Annotated in this window: 14 protein-coding genes; 5 read left to right on the forward strand and 9 right to left on the reverse strand. The window is 61.2% G+C overall.

All coding sequences use genetic code 11. The features are described from left to right. Positions 1 to 7 precede the first annotated feature (7 nt). Together OHL16_RS15480 and OHL16_RS15485 are read right to left on the reverse strand one after the other, a co-directional pair. The gene (locus OHL16_RS15480; protein WP_263368087.1) at positions 8 to 1,312 is read right to left on the reverse strand and encodes a DUF3999 domain-containing protein; all 1,305 of its coding nucleotides are present in this window, start codon (positions 1,310 to 1,312) and stop codon (positions 8 to 10) included. After that, positions 1,309 to 3,507 carry a DUF2339 domain-containing protein gene (locus OHL16_RS15485; RefSeq protein ID WP_263368088.1) on the reverse strand — a complete coding sequence of 733 codons (2,199 nt, stop codon included), beginning with the start codon at positions 3,505 to 3,507 and terminating at the stop codon, positions 1,309 to 1,311. Before OHL16_RS15485 ends, OHL16_RS15480 begins: the two co-directional genes overlap by 4 nt. An 88-nt stretch (positions 3,508 to 3,595) precedes the next feature. Between OHL16_RS15485 and OHL16_RS15490 the strand changes: the two genes are divergently transcribed. Genes OHL16_RS15490 through OHL16_RS15500 form a run of 3 tightly spaced genes read left to right on the forward strand, consistent with a single transcriptional unit; the run spans position 3,596 to position 6,139 of the window. Next, positions 3,596 to 4,357: a response regulator gene (locus OHL16_RS15490; protein ID WP_263368089.1), complete on the forward strand. Its 762-nt coding sequence runs from the start codon at positions 3,596 to 3,598 to the stop codon at positions 4,355 to 4,357. Beyond that, on the forward strand, positions 4,350 to 5,057 hold the full coding sequence (locus tag OHL16_RS15495) for a response regulator (protein WP_263368090.1): 708 nt from the start codon (positions 4,350 to 4,352) through the stop codon (positions 5,055 to 5,057). The genes OHL16_RS15490 and OHL16_RS15495 overlap by 8 nt, the downstream gene beginning before the upstream one ends. A gap of 50 nt (positions 5,058 to 5,107) precedes the next feature. Beyond that, positions 5,108 to 6,139, forward strand: coding sequence for a YpdA family putative bacillithiol disulfide reductase (locus OHL16_RS15500; protein ID WP_263368091.1), 1,032 nt, complete (start codon positions 5,108 to 5,110; stop codon positions 6,137 to 6,139). Positions 6,140 to 6,153: 14 nt separating this feature from the next. On the opposite strand, the gene OHL16_RS15505 is transcribed toward OHL16_RS15500, so the two are convergent. The 4 genes from OHL16_RS15505 to OHL16_RS15520 form a co-directional block, all read right to left on the reverse strand. Next, complete coding sequence (locus tag OHL16_RS15505; RefSeq protein WP_263368500.1) at positions 6,154 to 6,960, reverse strand: ABC transporter permease; 807 nt, start codon at positions 6,958 to 6,960, stop codon at positions 6,154 to 6,156. Positions 6,961 to 7,055: 95 nt separating this feature from the next. Further along, positions 7,056 to 7,997, reverse strand: coding sequence for an ABC transporter ATP-binding protein (locus OHL16_RS15510; protein ID WP_263368092.1), 942 nt, complete (start codon positions 7,995 to 7,997; stop codon positions 7,056 to 7,058). 75 nt (positions 7,998 to 8,072) lie between these two features. After that, positions 8,073 to 9,275, reverse strand: coding sequence for an efflux RND transporter periplasmic adaptor subunit (locus OHL16_RS15515; RefSeq protein WP_263368093.1), 1,203 nt, complete (start codon positions 9,273 to 9,275; stop codon positions 8,073 to 8,075). A gap of 42 nt (positions 9,276 to 9,317) precedes the next feature. Beyond that, entirely contained in the window at positions 9,318 to 12,539 is a 3,222-nt protein-coding gene (locus OHL16_RS15520) for an efflux RND transporter permease subunit (protein ID WP_263368094.1), read from the reverse strand. A gap of 244 nt (positions 12,540 to 12,783) precedes the next feature. On the opposite strand from OHL16_RS15520, the gene OHL16_RS15525 reads away from it, so the two are divergent. Then, positions 12,784 to 13,032 (forward strand): hypothetical protein, encoded by a 249-nt coding sequence (locus OHL16_RS15525; protein ID WP_263368095.1) that lies wholly within the window; start codon positions 12,784 to 12,786, stop codon positions 13,030 to 13,032. Between the two features lie 18 nt (positions 13,033 to 13,050). Here OHL16_RS15525 and OHL16_RS15530 read toward each other — a convergent pair whose 3' ends face one another. The 3 genes from OHL16_RS15530 to OHL16_RS15540 form a co-directional block, all read right to left on the reverse strand. After that, the gene (locus OHL16_RS15530; protein WP_263368096.1) at positions 13,051 to 13,824 is read right to left on the reverse strand and encodes an SDR family NAD(P)-dependent oxidoreductase; all 774 of its coding nucleotides are present in this window, start codon (positions 13,822 to 13,824) and stop codon (positions 13,051 to 13,053) included. A gap of 65 nt (positions 13,825 to 13,889) precedes the next feature. Beyond that, positions 13,890 to 15,548 carry an OmpA family protein gene (locus tag OHL16_RS15535; protein WP_263368097.1) on the reverse strand — a complete coding sequence of 553 codons (1,659 nt, stop codon included), beginning with the start codon at positions 15,546 to 15,548 and terminating at the stop codon, positions 13,890 to 13,892. A 201-nt stretch (positions 15,549 to 15,749) separates the two neighbouring features. After that, a complete protein-coding gene (locus OHL16_RS15540; protein WP_263368098.1) occupies positions 15,750 to 16,481 on the reverse strand; it encodes a GvpL/GvpF family gas vesicle protein in 732 nt (243 codons plus the stop codon). Between the two features lie 561 nt (positions 16,482 to 17,042). Here OHL16_RS15540 and OHL16_RS15545 point away from each other — a divergent pair. After that, positions 17,043 to 18,194 (forward strand): DUF481 domain-containing protein, encoded by a 1,152-nt coding sequence (locus tag OHL16_RS15545; protein ID WP_263368099.1) that lies wholly within the window; start codon positions 17,043 to 17,045, stop codon positions 18,192 to 18,194. Positions 18,195 to 18,319 lie beyond the last annotated feature (125 nt).

Below are 18,319 nucleotides of genomic sequence, written 5' to 3' on the forward strand. Positions count from 1 at the left end.
AAACGCGTTAGTGATGGTGGTGCAGATGCTTTGACGAGCGCAGGGCAACCAGTGCCAGCACGCAAATCACGGCCAGCAATCCAACCCAGAGCAGTTCCGGGTGTCGTTCCGTGATGGCCCGCGTGTCCGGACGCGTGTGAAACGCACGGTTCGCCGTCTCCGGGCCAAGCGTGACCGCGTGTGCTGCGCCCGAGGGAGAGAAGATGCGCGCGTAATCGTACTCAGGTGCAACCAGCGCGGGATCGCCATAGAAGAGGAGATAGTTCCCCGCCGCAGGAGCATCGAAGCAGAGCTCGCGCTCCCGCATCTCAAGCCGAACCGCTGTAATCGGTAGCGGAGCATCGTCGCCGTTGTTGACCGTCACCTCGACGCTGCCCGGCCCCTGCAGATTTGAGCCGAGCGTGGCCGGTACGCTGAGCTGCTGCTGGCGAATCTCGCGGCCGCCTTGATTCAGCCGGACCCGAAGGATCGTGCCGGCGATCCTCTCGCTGGCCGTCTCCGGCGTTCCCTCCGGACGATCCGAGACGACAACGTCGCGGCTGAAGTTGGCCTTGAACTCGGGCGCAAGCTCGAAGCTGACGCGCTCCACCGGCACACGCTCCGGCAACGCAAGCTTAGCGATGGTCTGGCGGCCCCTCTGCGTCACAGAGTGGGTCTCGGCAGAGAGAGCAAAGAGCGACTGCGCCTCGCGGCTGGGAGGAACGGTAGCTCCGCGAACCATCTGCGGCGTGGCCGTGAACGGATGCGCGCCAGAAGCAGGCGAGGCCGTCAGCTCAACATGCAGGTAAGGGAAGCTCGACTCCTGCAACTGCAGCGTCGTGCTCCGCGAGAGATGCTGCGAGCGAAGATCGAAGAGTGTAAACTCGCCGAGCCTTGTGAGTGAAGAAGAGTTGGCAGCGTTGCTCCCGGAGACGACAGCCGTCGCGAGGAAGTCCTGCCCCGCGAGGTCGAGCGCGACATCCGTATACGGCCGTTCAGGCATCACGAGATCGAAGACGATCCCTTGTCCGCGCTGCCCCAGGTTCATCACCGTAGCGGTCTCGCTGTCGGGCTGCACCGGCTCGCTCAAAGTAATGGCGTAAGGGATCTCTCGTTCCCTGGGGCCAGCAGAAGCAGCATAGACGCGAAGGTCTTTGAGCGAGGCCGCGGCATGGGCGAAGGTGGCCGCGTCGAGAACAGCGCAGCTCTGCCCGGCGCCAGGCACCGCAATCATCCGCTGATACCGAAGATACTGACGGTCGGCGGTTTGCACCGAGGCCACAGGAGCAACGGCCTGCCAAAGCAAAAGAGCTAGGACGGGAAAAATCTTCACTGGCTGGGTCCTGTGTCCTGTCGGGGCTTTGTGTTGGAGTCGTGACTCTCGCGCAGCGCGAGCCAGTCCTTCTGGTACGCGAAGCTGATGGCCATCAGCAGCGCGCCCAGTCCCATGAAGCTCACAACGCGATAGCCCTCATTGAGGTTGCGCATGTCATAGAGAAACGTCTTCAGAATGGTGAAGACGAGAAGCACGAGCGCCTGCCAGCGAATGAACGCCGTTCGCCGCCAGAAGCCCAGGGCCAGCAGCAGCCCGCCGTAGGCCATCAGGAAGGCCGAGACAGCCAGCGCCTGCTGCAACTCCGCCTCGAGAGAGGTCGCCGTATTCGGCCACAGCGCCTCAATCTCGCGCACACCTGCAATCACCGCAATCAGGTTGATGACGATCACTGACGCCCCGGCCAGTTGCTGCCAGAAGGCTGTGCTTTGATCGCTGCGCCCAATACGGTGCACCACCCAGGCGACCAGGCCAATCACTGCCATTGCAATCAGGCACATCGCAAAGTCAGGATTGAAGAATGGCACTTGCGCAACATATAGCGAGCGTCCGGTAACGATCTCGCGCAGGCACAGCAGCGCCGCGATCAGGTCAACAGCGAGCAGGCAGGCCACGCTGAAACGCATCCAGTCAGAAAACGCGGCCACGGCTGGCGTCATCGCCCCGCCGGTCCGTTGCGCATGGAATGCGACCCACGCCGCTCCGGCCAACGCCGCGATGCCGATCAACGCAGCCGAGAGGTCCGAGTTGAAAAGCGGGCGATGCACCGCAGCATCGAACCAGAACGGCGAGCTGATCAAACCGCTCAGCCCCAGCACAAAGGCTCCCGCAGAGAGCCATCGCAGCACGCGCGACGGGGAAGCGGCGCCGTCCTCAGACGCTGGTGCCGCGACCCGCGCAGCGACCCACGCCAGCGCAAGGCCCTCTACTAGCCAGGCCACTGTTATCCAATGGCCGCTGGCCTTTAGAGGAATCGCAATGGTCAGCAGGACGACCGCGATGGAAAGGTGGATCGCCGCCGCAACCTCGCTCTGCGGAAGGCGCATGAGGGCGAGGTAGAACGCGCCGAGAGCGACCATCAGCCACGGCAACCACGCGCTGTGGCCCGCGTCGTGAAACACGGAGTAGAACGCCAGAGCGCCGAAGGCGGCATTCCACAGGGGCAGAAGAATCTGCCTCTTGATGCGACCCGTACCGAGCCTCCCAAACGATTCCTCGGAGGGAGTAGGTACGATGGCCGCCACGCCCCTCTGGATCGGAACACTCGCAAAGACGAGAAAGAAGAGCCCGATGAAAATCGAGGTGACAGCAAACTCGCCCGCTGCAAAGAAACGTAAATCCCAGCCAATAAAGTACGCGACCGTCGCGGGAAAGGCTCCCAGCAGAAGGCGAGACCACGGTTTCACCCGAACCAGCGCGACGGTGGCAACATCGATCGCCAGGATATAGCTGAAGAGAAAAATCTCGTGGTTGCCGCCGGTCGAGAGCAGCAGAGGCGTCGCAAAGCCTCCTGCCAACGCATAGGCGGCCAGCAACTCTGCATCCTGTGCCCACGCCATATACGCGTTCCACGCGGTTACCAGAATCATCCCTGCCAGCGCCGCGTCCGCAGGCAGCAGGTGATAAAGCTGAAACGCCGCCCAGAGCGCGAGGTACAGCACGCCGCTGCCGACAGCCTTGAGCGAATACGAAAACGCCGGGAAGCCTTTGCGGCGAAAGCGCTCCGACCAGACGACCAGACCCGCCCCGGCGACAAGCCCGGCGAGGATGCGGCCGACCGGCCCGATCCAGTGCCTGCTGAAGGCCAGCTGCATGAACCCCGCAGCGCCGATGAGCAGGGCCAGAATGCCAATACGATTGAAGATCTGTGCGCCCAGCCTGCTCTCCAGCGACGGAGAGGGGGCCTGCATCGCTGCACGGTTCAATGAGGGAAGGGAAGGCGGCGGAGGAGCAGGCCTCGCTGCAAATGGTGGAGGCGGCGGAGGGACCGAACCCTGTTCTTCAACGCGCGGCGCCGGGGAAGGGAGAGCCTCAGATACAGGCCCGGCCGCCACCGGCGGCGCTGAAGCCTCACGCAGGCCAGCCAACTGCCGTTCCAGCGCGGCGACGCGGCCAGAGAGTAATGCCAGCTCGGCCGCCAGGTCTCGTTCCTTCCCGCTCTCGCCGGGTTGACGCTGAAGATCCTCCGGACCCATGGCAACTACTGTACCCCGTGTCCCTTTCGAGTGGCATGGAAAACATGCACTTGATACCCTTTGCGCGAAAGGAACTGTGAAGCCTTTGATGCGAGTGCTCGTTGTAGATGACGATATCGTGAGCCGGGAGCTTCTCATCCTGCTGCTCCGGCGACAGGGTTATTCGGTGGATGGAACCGACTCCGGTGAGCGCGCGCTCGACCTGCTGAAGTCAGCCAGAGTCTCTCCGCCCAACATCGTGCTCGCCGATCTTCAGATGCCTGGTATCACCGGCACGGAGCTCGCGGGCGCTCTACGCCACGTCTGCGGCAACGGGACAACGCTGTTGGCCATGAGTGGCAGCCCGCCCATCGGCACGGCCTCCCAGGGCTACGACGATTTTCTGCTGAAGCCATTCACGATGGAGACATTCACGGCCGTGGTGACCCGCGGCCGCAGCACTCAGCCCTCGAAACCGGTTCACAGTCATGTAACGGTGCTCGACGAAGCTACCTATGAAAAGCTCTCGCAATCGATGAAGCCGGAGAAGCTGAAGAGCCTGTACCATCTCTGTCTTGGAGACGCGAAGCAGCGAATCGCTGCGATGCGTCAGGCCGCTGCCGCCGGCGACAACGCGTCCTACAAGCGAGAGGCGCATGCCATCAAGGGAGGCTGCGGCATGGTCGGCGCGATGGAGTTGCAAAGTCTTGCAACTGCAATGGAAAACAAGGGGTTAGCTGCTAATCATGTAGCTACGCTCGATGAATTCCTTCTGGCCTGCGAGCGCCTGGAGGTTATGCTGAACGCACGCGAAAACGCAAGCATCACCACAAGTACCAGAGGTAGTTCAGGAGAAGCCGCGCATGAGTGAAGCCGAGAAAAAGTCCATCGGGGTCGCAGGGGCAGTAGCGCCCATCCGCATCGTCGTCGCCGACGACCATCCAGTCGTACGCTTCGGCGTCAAGAACATGCTGGAGAGCGAGCCGGGCTTTGAAGTGGTCGGCGAGGCCAACGATGGCGACGACGCCATCACGCAGTCCCTCGAACTCGAGCCCGACATTCTGCTCCTCGATCTTCAGATGCCGCGCCTTCCTGGTCTCGAAGCCATGCGCGCCATTATGAGCAAGTCGCCGCGTGTGAAAATTCTCCTCCTCACCAGCACCATCTCGACCCAGCAGATCATCGAGGCCCTGCAGATCGGCGCCCGCGGCATCGTCCTCAAGGATTCGGTCGCCGCGGACCTCCCCAAGTCGCTCCGCGCCGTCCTCTCCGGCGACTACTGGATCGGCGGCGAGCGTGTCGTCAATCTTGTCGCCGCGCTGAACGAGCTGATGAAGCAGGCTGCAGCCACCTCCGACAAGAAGACCTACGGCCTCACGCCCCGCGAGCTCGAAGTCGTGACCTGCATCGTCGAAGGCTGCAGCAACAAGGATGTCGCCAAGCAGTTCGCCATCAGCGAGGAGACGGTCAAGCGGCACCTGTCGAACATCTTCGACAAGACCGGCGTCTCAACGCGCCTCGAACTCGCGCTCTTTGCCATCGCGCACAAGCTGGTTACGCTCGAAAACTAAGCAACATCCCATCAACCGAGGCTCGCTCGACATTTCAGTAAGATGGAAGTATGAGCGAAAGCCACGCCAGAGACACCACCGAACCGCAGGCAGACCTTCTTGTCATCGGAGCCGGACCCACCGGCATGGCCTGTGCGATCGAGGCGCAGCGTGCCGGATTCAAAGCCGTGCTCGTCGATAAAGGCTGTCTCTGCAACTCGCTCTTCCACTACCCGGCGCACATGACCTTCTTCACCACGCCGGAGCTGCTGGAGATCGGTGACATCCCATTTTCCAGCCCCAACCAGAAGCCGAACCGCAACGAGGCGCTCGAATACTACCGCAAGGTCTCCGAGCATTATCACCTCGACGTGCGGCAGTACGAGAACGTCGAGCGCGTCACCGGCTCCGACGGAAGTTTCGTCGTCCACACCACCGATCGCTTCGGCCGCCCTCTCGCGCATCGCGCCCGCAAGCTCGTCATCGCGACCGGTTACTACGATCTGCCGAACTACCTCAACATTCCGGGTGAAGATCTGAATAAGGTGCGGCACTATTACGACGAGCCGCATCCGTTCTTCGGGCTCGACGTCGTCGTGATCGGCGGCAAGAACTCCGCTGCAATCGCCGCGCTCGATCTCTGGCGGCACGGAGCGCGAGTGACGCTCGTGCATCGCGGCCCCGAGATGCACCGTCACGTAAAGTACTGGATCCTGCCCGACATCAACAACCGCATCAAGAACGGCGAGCTCACCGCCTACTTCAACAGCAGCGTGACCCACATCGCAGAGGACGAGATCACACTCGCCACCCCACAGGGTCTACTGACGATTCCGAACCACTTCGTCTTCGCCCTCACGGGCTATCATCCTGACTTTGAGTTCATTGAGCGTCTCGGCATCAAGCTCGACGAAGACAACCATCGCACGCCGGTCTGCGATCCCGTAACGCTTGAGAGCAACGTCCCCGGAATCTACCTTGCGGGCGTCGTCATCGCAGGCGAGCGCACCAACGAGATATTCATCGAAAACGGGCGCTTTCACGGACAGCAGATCGCCGCCGATCTGCAGGCGAAAAACGTCTCCGCCTCGGTCTTCGATTAAGTCAGAACGACCCGCTACCCGATAATCCGGCGCAGGAACCCCCGAATCCCGAGCCACGTCAGCAGCACAAGGAAGAACACCAGCATGCCGAGAATCAGCACCGGTGACATATGCGGCAGCGCCGGCGTTAGCGCCGAGCGCAGGCCCTCGCTCATGTAAACGATCGGATTGACCAGGACTCCGAGCTGCAGCCATCGGATGTGATTGAGCGCAGCCCACGGATAGTACACGCAGCCCAGAAAGGTGATCGGCATCACGACGACGCCGAAGATCAAGCCGATCTGCTGCGGCTTGACCGTCGTGCCAATGGTCAACCCGAGCGCGCCCGAGGTCACGCTCGCCAGCACAAGCACCAGGATGAGGTAAGGCCAGCTCGCAACGTGCGCCACGACCGGCGTAGTCGGGATGTAGTAGGCCAGCGGAAAGACCACCGCTGCCGCGATGATGCTCTGCATCGCCGAGAAGCAGATCTTCTCGATCGCAACCGCCGCCACCGGCAGCGGACACATCACGCGGTCGTCAATCTCACGCGTAATGCCGAACTCCTGCGCCAGCGGAAGCGCAACCGCAGCAATCCCGCTGAACATAATCGCCACGGCCATCAGCCCGGGTAGAAGAACCGTGCTGAAGTTTCCTCCTGCCATCGCAGCCGTTGGGTTCATCGCCGCGCCGCCGCTCATGTGCGGCATGATGAACGTGAAGACGAACAGGAACAGCATCGGATTCATGCAGACGCGGATGACGAAAGGGAAGAGCTCGCGCCGCAGCACATGAAGATCGCGCAGGAACAGACCGGCAAACGCACGCGCATACTGCGTCATCGTTGAGCGTGAGCCGCCAGGGCCAGACGACGCCTGCAGTTGAGTGCGAGAGGCCTTCGCTCCGAGTGGTTCGAGTTGTGTCGTAGGCGTCATAACTACTCGCGAAGGTCTCTTCCCGTGAGCCGGATAAAGACCGTCTCCAGGCTGGTTTCCGTGATGGTCAGATCGCGCAGGCCGTAAGGGTCGGCGGCGTTGACGACCTCCGAGATCAAACCCTCGGTGCCCTCTGCAAGAATCCGAACTCCTGTAGCTGTCGTCTCAACGCTGGCGACTCCGGGGCGGCGTTCAAGCTCCTCAACCAGAACCGGAATCCCTTGCTGGCTGCGAAGATCAAGCTCGTACACCCGCTGCGCGCCAACCGAGTTCTTGAGCGCAGCAGGCGTGTCCTCCACCAGAATCTTTCCGTGGTCGATGATGGCGACGCGGTCGCAGAGCTCGTCGGCCTCTTCCATGTAGTGCGTAGTCAGCACGACGGTGATGCCCTCTTCGCGCAGGCCGCGCACCGCCTCCCACATCGCGATGCGGCTCTGCGGATCGAGCCCTGCGCTCGGCTCATCCAGAAAGAGCACCTTGGGATGGTGTGCGATTGCGCGCGCAATCTGAACGCGCTGCGCCAGGCCACCCGAGAGCTGTGACGGATACGCATCGGCGCGCTCCGTAAGGTGAAACTGCTCCAGAAGCTGGTTCGTCCGTTGCTTCGCATCCGCCCGCGAAAATCCGAAGAACAGGCAGTGGAAGTAGATGTTCTCGTAGATCGTGCACGCTCGGTCGAGTGTGTTGTACTGCGGCACCACGCCGATGCCCCGCCGTGCCGCCGCCGGCGCTTCGATCACATCGATGCCCGCAATCCGCACCCTGCCTGCGGTTGGCAGCGCGCGCGTCGTGCAGATGCTGATTGTCGTGGTCTTTCCCGCGCCGTTAGGCCCCAGAAGACCATACAACTCGCCTTCCTGCACGCCAAGGTCGATGCCGTCGACAGCGACAACGCGTTGTTTGCCGTCATACACCTTGCGGAGCCCTTCGATCTCAACAATCACGGTTATCTTTCCTCCGTAGCCCCTATGCGCGGCCTGCCGCCCCAACACTTCAGATTATATGCATCGCCGTGTCAATCAACGCTGCTGCGGCTGAACCTTCGCCCCATCCGTGACCGCGTCTCCCGGGCTCAGCACAACAACATCGCCGGCCTTCAATCCGCCGACGACTTCAGTCTGCGTCCCCAGATCCCGCCCCAGCACGATCGACCGGAAGTGAGCAATATTATTGCTATCCACCACTACTGCCTGCGGCCCCGAGGTGCGGATGACCAGCGCGTTTGCCGGAAGCAGCACAGGAGCCGGACCGCCTCGCGGCAGATCGAAGATGACCGTCGCATACATGCCCGGCAGAATATGCCCGTCGTTCCTCAGGTCCACCTCCACCAACAGTGTGCGCGTGCTGGGATCGATGCTCTGGCTCGTGCGCGCAACCCTCCCGGTATAAACCTTCCCGGGAAGCTCACGAAGCGCAACCCTGGCAAGGGAGTCCTTCCTCAGCCCCACAGCGCTGGCCTGCGGCACGCTCACGAAGACGCGGATGGTATCTGCCTGACCGATGGTAAACATCTGGGTCACGCTGTTCTGGCTGCCCGAACTGATTAGCGAACCGGTATCGACCGAGCGCGACAGAATAATGCCGTTGAACGGAGCGACCACGCGGGCGAACGAAACCTGTTCTGTAAGGCTGCGGACATTGGCCTCGCCCGCCGCAATGTTGGCCTGCGCGGCGGCGACGGAAGCGGCATCCGCCCCGGCCTGGGCATATCTCTGGTCAGCATCCTGCTGCGCCACCACGCCCTCCTTCTGCAGGTTCTGCCACCGTTCATTTGTCACTTTGGAAAGCGCCGCGTTGGCCTGCGCCTGAGCCAGCTGCGCCTTGTTCTGGGCAACCGTTGCCCTCGCCTGCATCAGCGCCTGGTCGGTCTGCGGATCGTCGATCACCGCCAGCAGTTGCCCCTTGTGTACGTGGTCGCCGATATCGACATACCGGGCCTTCAGGTAGCCGGAGGTACGCGCATAGATAGGAGTCTGATCAAACGCCTGCACGGTCGCTGGAAGCTCAATATGGCCACCGCTCTCGCCCTCCTTGAGGACCGTGGTCATCACCGTGGGCGGCCCTGCGGCCTCCTTGGCCTCAGCCTCCAGTGCATCTCTGTGGCGCAGCTTCGGCAGCAGGAACATAATGCCGACCAGAATCAGCATGAGAAAAAACGCCGCCGCACCAATGTAGGGTGCTCGGCTTGAGGATTGCGTTCCGGTCTGGGCGTTGTGCGTCATCGTTCTCTCTCAGGATAGGGTGTTTCGTGATATCTACGGTGGCTACTCCGGCAACTCTTCGATCCGCATCGTCTCCGGATCATGCCGGCGCAGACGGCTGTAGATAATGGGCACCACCAGCAGCGTGGTAAACGTAGCGACGATCAGGCCGCCGATCACCGCGCGTCCCAGCGGAGCATTCTGCTCACCGCCTTCGCCCATGCCCAGTGACATCGGCAACATGCCGATGATCATGGCCAGTGCCGTCATCAGCACAGGACGCAGACGCGTCACGCCCGCCGCCGCTGCGGCCTCCAGCGCATTCATACCGGCCCTGCGCTGGTCGTTGGCGAACGTCACGATCAGGATGGAGTTCGCCGTCGCCACGCCGATCGTCATAATGGCCCCCATCAGCGAAGGCACGCTGAAGGTCGTTCCCGAAAGGAAGAGCATCCATAGAATGCCGCACGCCGCGCCCGGCAGCGCCGTCAGGATGATGAACGGGTCCAGCCAGCTCTGGAAGTTGACGACCATCAGCAGGTAGACCAGCAGCACAGCAAAGATCATCCCCAGTCCAAGGCCCGTGAAGGAGTCGCGCATGCTCGAAACCTGCCCGCGCATCGTGATCTGCGTGCCCGGTGGAACCTGCTTGCGATACTTGTCGATGATCTTGTCGATGTCGCGCGCCACGCCGCCCAGGTCGCGTCTGCTCGCCGAGGCGAAGACGTCGAAGACGGGCTGCACGTTGTAGTGGTTCGTCACCGCCGGACTGGTCGCGCGATCCACGCGCGCCAGGTTGTTCAGCAACTGCGGCCCGGGAGCGAAGCTGCTCGTATTCGCGGCAGGACTGTTATTCGCCGTGATTGGGATGCTCTCCAGCGCGGCAAGTGAGTCCAGTTTGTACTGAGGAGTCTGCACCACTACCTGATAGTTGACGCCGTTCTCCGGGTTCAGCCAGTAGTTCGGGGTCGCCTGCCCGCTGCCCGACAGCGCATACAGCATGCTGTTGGCGACGCTCGCCTCCGTCAGGCCAATCGTCTGGGCGCGGCTGCGATCGACGTTCACGCGAAACTCCGGAGCGTACACCACCTGGTTGATGTGGACGTCGACGGCTCCCGGCACTCCGGCGACCTCCCGCCTGACTTTCTGCGCCAGAGCGTAGTTCGCATAAAACTGTCGTCCGCTGATCTGGATATCGATCGGCGCAGGCAGGCCGAAGTTTAAAATCTGATTAACGATGTCGGAAGCCTGAAAGTAGAACGTCACATCGGGAAACTTCTTGCGAAGAATCTCCCGCAGTCGTATCCGGTATCCCATTGTCGGATGGTGCTTCTCGTTGAGCGCGACCAGGATCTCGCCATCCTGCACATCGGTCAGGCTTCCATCGCCGAAGGCCAGATTGAAGCTGCCATTCGGGATGCCGATGTCATCGAGGACCAGGGACAACTCGCTGGCTGGAATCTCCTGGCGAATCGTCGCATCGATCTCGCCAAAGATGCGCTCGACCTCCTCAATGCGCGTCCCCGGAGCCGTGCGCACATGCAGGCGGAACGTGCCCGCATCGACGGCAGGGAAGAAGTCCTGCCCGATAAATGGAGCGAGGCAGGCCGAGAGCAACGCGAACAGCGCAAAGCATCCCAGCGAGAACGCGGCATGTTCCAGCACCCAGTGCAGCACCTTCTGGTAGCGCTGGCGAAACCGCTCGAACGCTGCATTGAAGCGGAAGTGAAGCCTCCAGAACAGGCCCGGCTTCGTCTTCTCCACGTAGCCGGCCTCGTGCTCCGCGTGGTCCTGATACATCTCCACCTCGCTGGCCAGCAGGAACTTGACCATCGTGGGAACCAGCGTGCGGGAGAGCAGATACGACGCCAGCATCGCAAACACCACCGCCATCCCGAGCGGAGTGAAAAGACTCTTGGCTGCGCCCGACAGAAAGACCACCGGCACGAAGACAATGCAGATCGCCAGCGTCGAGACAAAGGCGGGAACCGCGATCTGCGCTGCGCCATCCAGAATCGCAGGCTCGATCTCCTTGCCCAGTCCCAGATTGCGGTGGATGTTTTCAATCTCCACCGTGGCGTCGTCCACCAGAATGCCGACCGCCAGTCCAAGTCCTCCCAGCGTCATCGTGTTCAGCGTCTGGCCCAGGAACTTCAGCACGATGATCGACGTCAGGATCGACAGCGGAATCGAGATGGCAACAATCACCGTGCTGCGCCAGCTGCCGAGGAACAGCAGAATCATCAGCGCCGTGAGGGTCGCGGCAATCACGGCTTCCTTCACCACTCCCTGCAGCGCCGCGCGAACGAAGATCGACTGGTCGAACTGCAGATCGATCCTGAGGTCCCGTGACAGCCCTGCCTGGATCAGAGGCATCCGCTCGCGCACACGCTTGACGATATCCAGTGTCGATGCCGAAGCCGCTTTTAGGATGGTCAACAGTACCGCGCGTTGCCCGTTGACGCGCACGATATTCTGCTGAATCGCTGCGCCATCGTGCACCTGGCCGATGTCGCGTATATAGATCATCGCGCCATTGATGCTCTTGATAGGAAGCTCATTGAGCTGATTGAGAATCTGCGGACTCGCGTTCGTGCGGACAATATAGTCCGTCGTTCCCACCTTCGCCGTTCCCGCCGGCAGAATCAGGTTCTGCGCCGTCAGCGCATTGACCACGTCGGTTGGCGAAAGGCCCTTAGCGTATAGCTGCCCGAGGTCAAGGTCCACCATAATCTGCCGCGACTTGCCGCCATACGGCGCCGGAACCTGCGCTCCCTGTACCGTAGCCAGTTGCGTGCGCACAAATTGCAGGCCAAGGTCATAGAGGTCAGACTCGGAGAGCTTGTCGCTCGAAAGGACCGCCTGCAGAATCGGCACATTCGACGCGCTGAACTGCAGAATGAAGGGCGGCGTTGTGCCCGGAGGAAGGACGCGCAGAATCGTCTGATTCACCGCCGTCACCTGCGCGACCGCGGCCTCGATCTTCGTGCCCGGCTGGAAGAAGACCTTGATGATGGAGACACCGCTGACGGACTGCGACTCGAGGTGCTCGATGTCGTTCACAGTCGTCGTCATCGCGCGTTCACTTATGGTCGTGAACCGCTTCTCCATCTCGTCGGGGCTCGTTCCTGAGTAGCTCCATACCATCGTCACCACGGGAATATCGATGGTCGGAAAGATGTCCGTGCTCATCGTCTCGATGCTCACGATGCCGAGGACGAGAATCAACACTGACATCACGACGAAGGTGTACGGCCGCCGTAGCGCCAGTCGAACAATCCACATATCAGCTTCCTTGGTGTGTGCAGGTCTGACCTTACGACGAAACCTGCACCGGTTTGGTTTCAGCGAGAACTCAGCCCGAGAATCCAGCATTGGATCGATCGTGCGATTAACGGTTTCGCCGACCCGAATCGGCCCTGTTGGCCCGACACTCCCACGCATGAGTTCCTTAGAGGTTGCATCTTATTGTTTTTGCGGCACATCCTTTAAGCATAGGACTTTACATTCGACGGCGTAGAATGACTATATGTCGCGTGGATGGGAGAGCAAATCAGTGGAAGAACAGCAATCACAGGCAGACGCACCCAAGCCCGATAGTTCCGCCGCTCGCACCGAAGACGCCGAGCGCAAACGGCAGCGGCAGGCACTTGAGCTGCAACGCGAACGCATCCTCTCGGAGCGGACCTCCAGCCCGCACCGGCGATCGGCTTTGGCTTACGCCCTGGCCGACATCGAGGAGAAGCTTGCCGAACTCGGCTGGTCCGTGCATATGTAACTGTGGCGCTGCTGCGCTTCAGCTATGTCGATGAAAGACCACCGAGTTGGCCTGGTCGATCGTCGTCATAACTACCGTGTGGATGTTGACATGCGCCGGGCGCGAGGCCGCCCACACGATGGCATCCGCCAGGTCCTCCGGCTGAAGCGGCGTAATGTTCTGGTACACCTTCTCCGCCCGCTCCCTATCGCCACGAAACCTCACTTCGCTGAACTCCGTCTCCACCATCCCCGCATCCACTGACGTCACGCGCACCGGCGTTCCCATCAGATCGATCTTCAGCCCTTCGCTGATCGACTTCTCCGCCGCCTTCGTTGCGCAGTACACCGCGCCATTCGCATACGTAATATAGGCCGCCGTCGATCCCAGGTTGACGACATGGCCCCGGCCCCGCGACACCATTCCCGGCACGACGGCGCGTGTCACATACAGCAGCCCCTTAACATTGGTGTCGATCATCTCTTCCCAGTTCTGCGGATCGTCCTCGTAGACCTTGGTCAGCCCTCGGCTCAGGCCGGCGTTGTTCACCAGAACATCGATCTCGCTCCACTCGGCCGGCAGCGCCGCAATCGCTGCCTCAACTGCCGCGCGGTCCTGAACGTCGACCTCAAAGCTCGCAACAGCCTTTGCTCCAGCTGCCGTCAGTGAAGGCTCCAGCTCCTTGAGCCGGTCCACACGCCGCGCACACACTAGCACCCGCGAGCCCTCGCGTGCAAAAGCCATAGCGGTCGCCCGGCCAATTCCGGAGCTCGCGCCCGTAATCAAGACTGTCTTCCCTTGTAGAGATCCCATGCCTTCTTATAACCAAAAAACGAAGAGGCCGCACGAAGCGGCCTCTTCCGTCATTCCCCCGTGCATTACTGCGGCGGGGTTGAGGTTCCCGTCTCTGCAGCAGCACCAGGCGCAGCAGCGGCCTCCGAATCCTCCGGCGCGCTCGACTGCACGCCGATCGCGTCGCCTGAGACGACGAGCTGCACGCGCCGGTTCTGCGCGCGTCCTGCCGCTGTCTTGTTATCGGCGACCGGCTTGTTCTCGCCATACCCGGCCGCCGCAATGTTGCCCTCTGCGACGCCTTGTCCCACCAGGAACTCCCGCACGGCGCCGGCCCGGTTCTCCGAGAGCTTCTGGTTAAACTCCGGGGTGCCCGTGCTGTCTGTATAGCCCTCAACCTGCAGCTTCAGCCCTGGGTACGCCTGCAGAATGCCCGCCACCTTCGCCAGGCTGATCTGCGTATTCGGCTTCAGCGTGTACTTGCCCGTATCGAACAGCACGTCCGACATATTCACAATCAGGCCGCGCGCCGTCTCGCTCGTCGCAAGCACGCTGTTCAACTGCGAGCGCAGCTTCTCGCGGGCTTCGGTTGCGCTCTGTGCGCTCTTTGCAGACTCCGCGGCCTTGGCCTGGGCGGCTGCAGCTTCTGCCTCCGCGCGGGCGCGCTCGGCGTCGGCCTGGGCCTTGGCGGCCGCGGCGCGCTCTGCCTCAAGCTGGGCCTGTTGTGCCTGCAGTTGCGCCTGCTGTGCCTGCATCTGTGCCTGCTGCGCCTGCAACTGGGCCTGCTGCGCCTGAGTCTCCGCATCGCGCTTGGCCATCTCGGCGTTCATCTGACGCTCCGCAGCCTGCTTGCGCAGCGTCACCAGCCGGGCATCCTCGGAGCGTTGCACCGCCTGGCGCGCGAAGGTGATTTCCATCTTGCGGTCCGGTTTCTTGCCGCGATCGATATCAGCCGCATTCTTCAGGTCCTGCATCGCCTCGCGCAGGATGTCCGGAGCATATTTATCTGCCTCAGCCTGCTGCGCAATGCGAACTGCATTGTTGGCCTGGTAGAACTCAAGCGGAGACTTCTCATTCCGCGTAATCGGATTCGCGATCGTCTTCGCTCCATCGGTCTCCGCATACGTTCCACGCGGAAGCAGCAGATAGTGCGCGTTCACCTTCTCCAGAACGCCGTTTGTCTTGTCTTGAAGGATCTGGTTCTGCAGCACAACCACGTCGCTCGGCTGCGTCACGGAGAAGTAAGGCTCCGCCGTCACCACAAGCCCAAACGACTGCAGCGCCGTCGTCACCGTAATGTCGTTCTTCGTACCTGCCGGTAGAACCTCGCCCAGGTTACTCGGGCGGCCATCGGGAGTAATCGCCCACAGCACATAGGTCAGGTACTCCGCGCCAAAGCTATTGGCAGGCGGCAATCCCTGAAACCTTGCTTCGATCACAATGCCGCCGCGCTCGCTGGTCACCTTCGCCTCGCCCTTGGCCAGTGGCAGCAGAGTCGTTCCCTTGAACGCAAGCATCGTATAGCCGGTGCGATGCAGGAAGTTCACCGCGTCCAGATCGCGCTGCACCACCTTCACCCGGTACAGGTAGACGCCATCGTCCTGCTTTGTAATTGCATTCTCTTTTTGCTCCGGCGAGGTCTGCGCAGTTGGATTTGCTTCCTGAGCATGGAGGACGCCCGAGTAGTTGGGGAGGATCAGACCCATCAAAGCCAGGGCCGAAAAAAACCGTTCATTCGTTCTCATGGGGATGCTTTCTCCTTGGTAGTGCGGCAAGTGCCGCTTGTAAGGTACTAAGGTAATTTACTGACAGCAACCACTATTTAGATGCGATGCGTCTGCCGGGGGAAAAGGCAGCCTGCAAGCCCTACAAAATAAACGCCCCGCATTTCGTCGCCTGCTGGCGGCAAAATGCGGAGCGCGATATGTGAGCCCTGCGTAACGTTGTCAGGCCGAGTGTTGCGCGCCTGAGCGATGCACAAAGTGGTACGGAGGCCACGGGCCCGAAAGCTGCATCTGGCACTCCTTCATCTGCTGGGTCGCCGACGTGTACTTGTTCTGGTATCGCTCCACGGTCTTGTGGTCGATCAGGTGGGCGATGTCCAGAAGCATCTTGCCCGAATCCGTCCGCTTGCAGGTGATCTCCTCGGCGAGCGGAAGGAACATGCGGTGCATCTGGACCGAAAGCGCGCGCGCCTTCGACTGACGCTCTCGCTGGCGACTCGCGCTCTCACGAAGGCTGGTCAGGTACTGCTGACCCACCGTCATGTTGCGCGTCGTCGTGCCGGGGCAGGTGTCGTCGACGAGTACCTTCAGGTGCATCTCGGCCTTGCCACGCAGCCGCTCGACGTTGGCCAGGAAGTGCCGTTGGTTTGACCGCACCGAGCGACGCAGCGCGTCGTCATCTTCAAAGGTTGTACCAAAGCGGAAGGGAAGTACGGTTGAATGTTTGAAGCACTCAGCGATAACGCGGGCGTGGTCCTTCTGGGCCTGCTGGTCCAGGCGGGCACTGTCCTCGGCGTTGTGCTCCGAGACGACGATGGCTAACTCACTTGCGGGAAAGAGGAATGTTTGGTTTCCGAACAGCCCGGCGACCCCGGTCAAGGGCATCGGACGTCGGTGCCGGCAAAGTTCCGGAAAGGACTGTCTCTCTGCAATACAGTATGCGTACCATGCCATGTTTTTCTCTTCCTTCCAAAGCGCGCTAAAGGGTAGAACCGCCCCCTTCAGGGAAGTTGATAAGTAACTCAGACGGATACGAAAGTTGTCTGGAAACAATTCATTCGCAATGGTTTTGAATTCCCGGCCGGTTCGGGCATTTTCGAACCGTACCGTTCCGAGCAGGATAGTATGCCTATTCGAAGACGATTGGCAACAGTTCCCTTCAAAAAATCTCCGCCAGTCACGGGGCACTCTGCCCTCTAACTTCCCTCTGCAACCTGACTAAATTGCAGCCCACCATAAGATACGCAAATATCGAGCCCGGGCTTCGCTCTGCGTGTCTTTGCATTAATCTCACCCCTCCAGACCCCCGTTTTGTCCTGTCCGCGACTTGATTTTGAAGCCGCGACGAGTTCGCCCTCCCAGTCGTCTCGTGTCGATCAGGCGCGGCCCACCTGCCTGTCCCACGCAAAGTCTTTCCAGTAACACCAACAAGAGCCTCGGCGGGGAAGCTCCATAAGTCCCGTGCCGCGCTATCTTGGACGGATGAATTCACGCCAGGAACCGAAGCGATTCAGGATGCGTGCTCTCTGGAGCCTCGCCGCGTTGGGCCTTGCCTCGGCGCTCTTCTTTCAAACGGCGGTCGCACAGGCTCCCGCCCCGGACGAGATCGTCTTCAAGAACGGCGAGCGGCTCATGGGAACTCTCGAAAACGGCGTCGGCAACACAGTCATCTTCAAGAGCGAATCCGTCGGCGAGGTCACCGTCTCTCTCGACAAGGTCAAGGAACTGCGGTCCCGCGGCAACTTCGTCGTGCTCAAGGCTGGTGAAAAGATTACCCGCACCTCCAAGACTCCCGGCGCCATCGCCTTCGGCGAGTCAACCGTGACGGCCCGCCCCTCCGGTAGAGCGCCAGAGACCGTCGCCAACAAGGACCTCGCCTACATCATCGATAGCGCCACCTTCCAGAAAGAAGTCATCGAAAACCCCGGGCCCCTCCAGGGCTGGAACGGATCCATCACCGGAGGAGCCACCGTCCTCGACTCCTCCTCCTACGGCCAGACCCTCACCCTCGGCATCGGCCTCATTCGAGCCATCCCCTCAGTCCCCTACCTTCCTGCGCGAACCCGCACCACCTTCAACCTTCTCGAAACCTACGGCAAGCTGACCCAGCCCGTTATCCCGCAGACCAAACCACCCTCACCCGACTCCGTCGCCAAGACCAACATCTTCCACACCGACTTCGAGCACGACAAGTACCTCACCCCGCGCTTCTACATGCTCGGTGACCTCTCTTACGACCACAACTACTCTCAGGGGCTCGACCTCCAGCAGATCTACGGTGGAGGTCTCGGTTACACCGTCTTCCAGACCCCCATCCAAGAGCTCGACTTCAAGACTGACATCCACTACGAGCGCCAGAACTTCGTCCAGTACCCTCCGCCCAAGGTCTCCACCCCCAACCAGAACCTCATCGGCTCCACCTTCGGCGAGGCGTACAAGCGCAACCTGCCCTACAAGCTCCTCTTCACCGAGAGCGGAACCTACATCCAGTCCTGGAACAACACCCACGCCTACTCGGCGATCTTCGCTTCGGGCCTGACGCTGCCCACCTACAAGCGCCTCAGCCTCAGCGTGAACCTGCTCGACACCTACCTCAACAATCCGGCCTTCGGTTACCAGAAGAACAGCCTGCAGTTCGTCACCGGCGTCACCTACACGCTCCACTAGGGCGCGAATCACGGATCCATTCCAACATAAGGCTGTCATCCCGACCGGAGCGCAGCGGAGTGGAGGGATCTGCTGTTCGAGCAGCCCAGCTAGGGACGACACACCAACAAAAAGGCGAACGACCC

Source organism: Edaphobacter bradus, assembly GCF_025685645.1.
GTDB lineage: Bacteria > Acidobacteriota > Terriglobia > Terriglobales > Acidobacteriaceae > Edaphobacter > Edaphobacter bradus.

Excerpts from the sequence above, each read along its gene's own strand:
- OHL16_RS15545 (WP_263368099.1), top strand. The coding sequence starts at position 17,043 with ATGCGTGCTCTCTGGAGCCTCGCCGCGTTGGGCCTTGCCTCGGCGCTC.
- OHL16_RS15535 (WP_263368097.1), bottom strand. The coding sequence starts at position 15,548 with ATGAGAACGAATGAACGGTTTTTTTCGGCCCTGGCTTTGATGGGTCTG.
- OHL16_RS15505 (WP_263368500.1), bottom strand. The coding sequence starts at position 6,960 with ATGACGCAGTATGCGCGTGCGTTTGCCGGTCTGTTCCTGCGCGATCTT.
- OHL16_RS15540 (WP_263368098.1), bottom strand. The coding sequence starts at position 16,481 with ATGGCATGGTACGCATACTGTATTGCAGAGAGACAGTCCTTTCCGGAA.
- OHL16_RS15525 (WP_263368095.1), top strand. The coding sequence starts at position 12,784 with ATGTCGCGTGGATGGGAGAGCAAATCAGTGGAAGAACAGCAATCACAG.
- OHL16_RS15515 (WP_263368093.1), bottom strand. The coding sequence starts at position 9,275 with ATGACGCACAACGCCCAGACCGGAACGCAATCCTCAAGCCGAGCACCC.
- OHL16_RS15495 (WP_263368090.1), top strand. The coding sequence starts at position 4,350 with ATGAGTGAAGCCGAGAAAAAGTCCATCGGGGTCGCAGGGGCAGTAGCG.
- OHL16_RS15520 (WP_263368094.1), bottom strand. The coding sequence starts at position 12,539 with ATGTGGATTGTTCGACTGGCGCTACGGCGGCCGTACACCTTCGTCGTG.
- OHL16_RS15530 (WP_263368096.1), bottom strand. The coding sequence starts at position 13,824 with ATGGGATCTCTACAAGGGAAGACAGTCTTGATTACGGGCGCGAGCTCC.
- OHL16_RS15500 (WP_263368091.1), top strand. The coding sequence starts at position 5,108 with ATGAGCGAAAGCCACGCCAGAGACACCACCGAACCGCAGGCAGACCTT.
- OHL16_RS15485 (WP_263368088.1), bottom strand. The coding sequence starts at position 3,507 with ATGGGTCCGGAGGATCTTCAGCGTCAACCCGGCGAGAGCGGGAAGGAA.
- OHL16_RS15490 (WP_263368089.1), top strand. The coding sequence starts at position 3,596 with ATGCGAGTGCTCGTTGTAGATGACGATATCGTGAGCCGGGAGCTTCTC.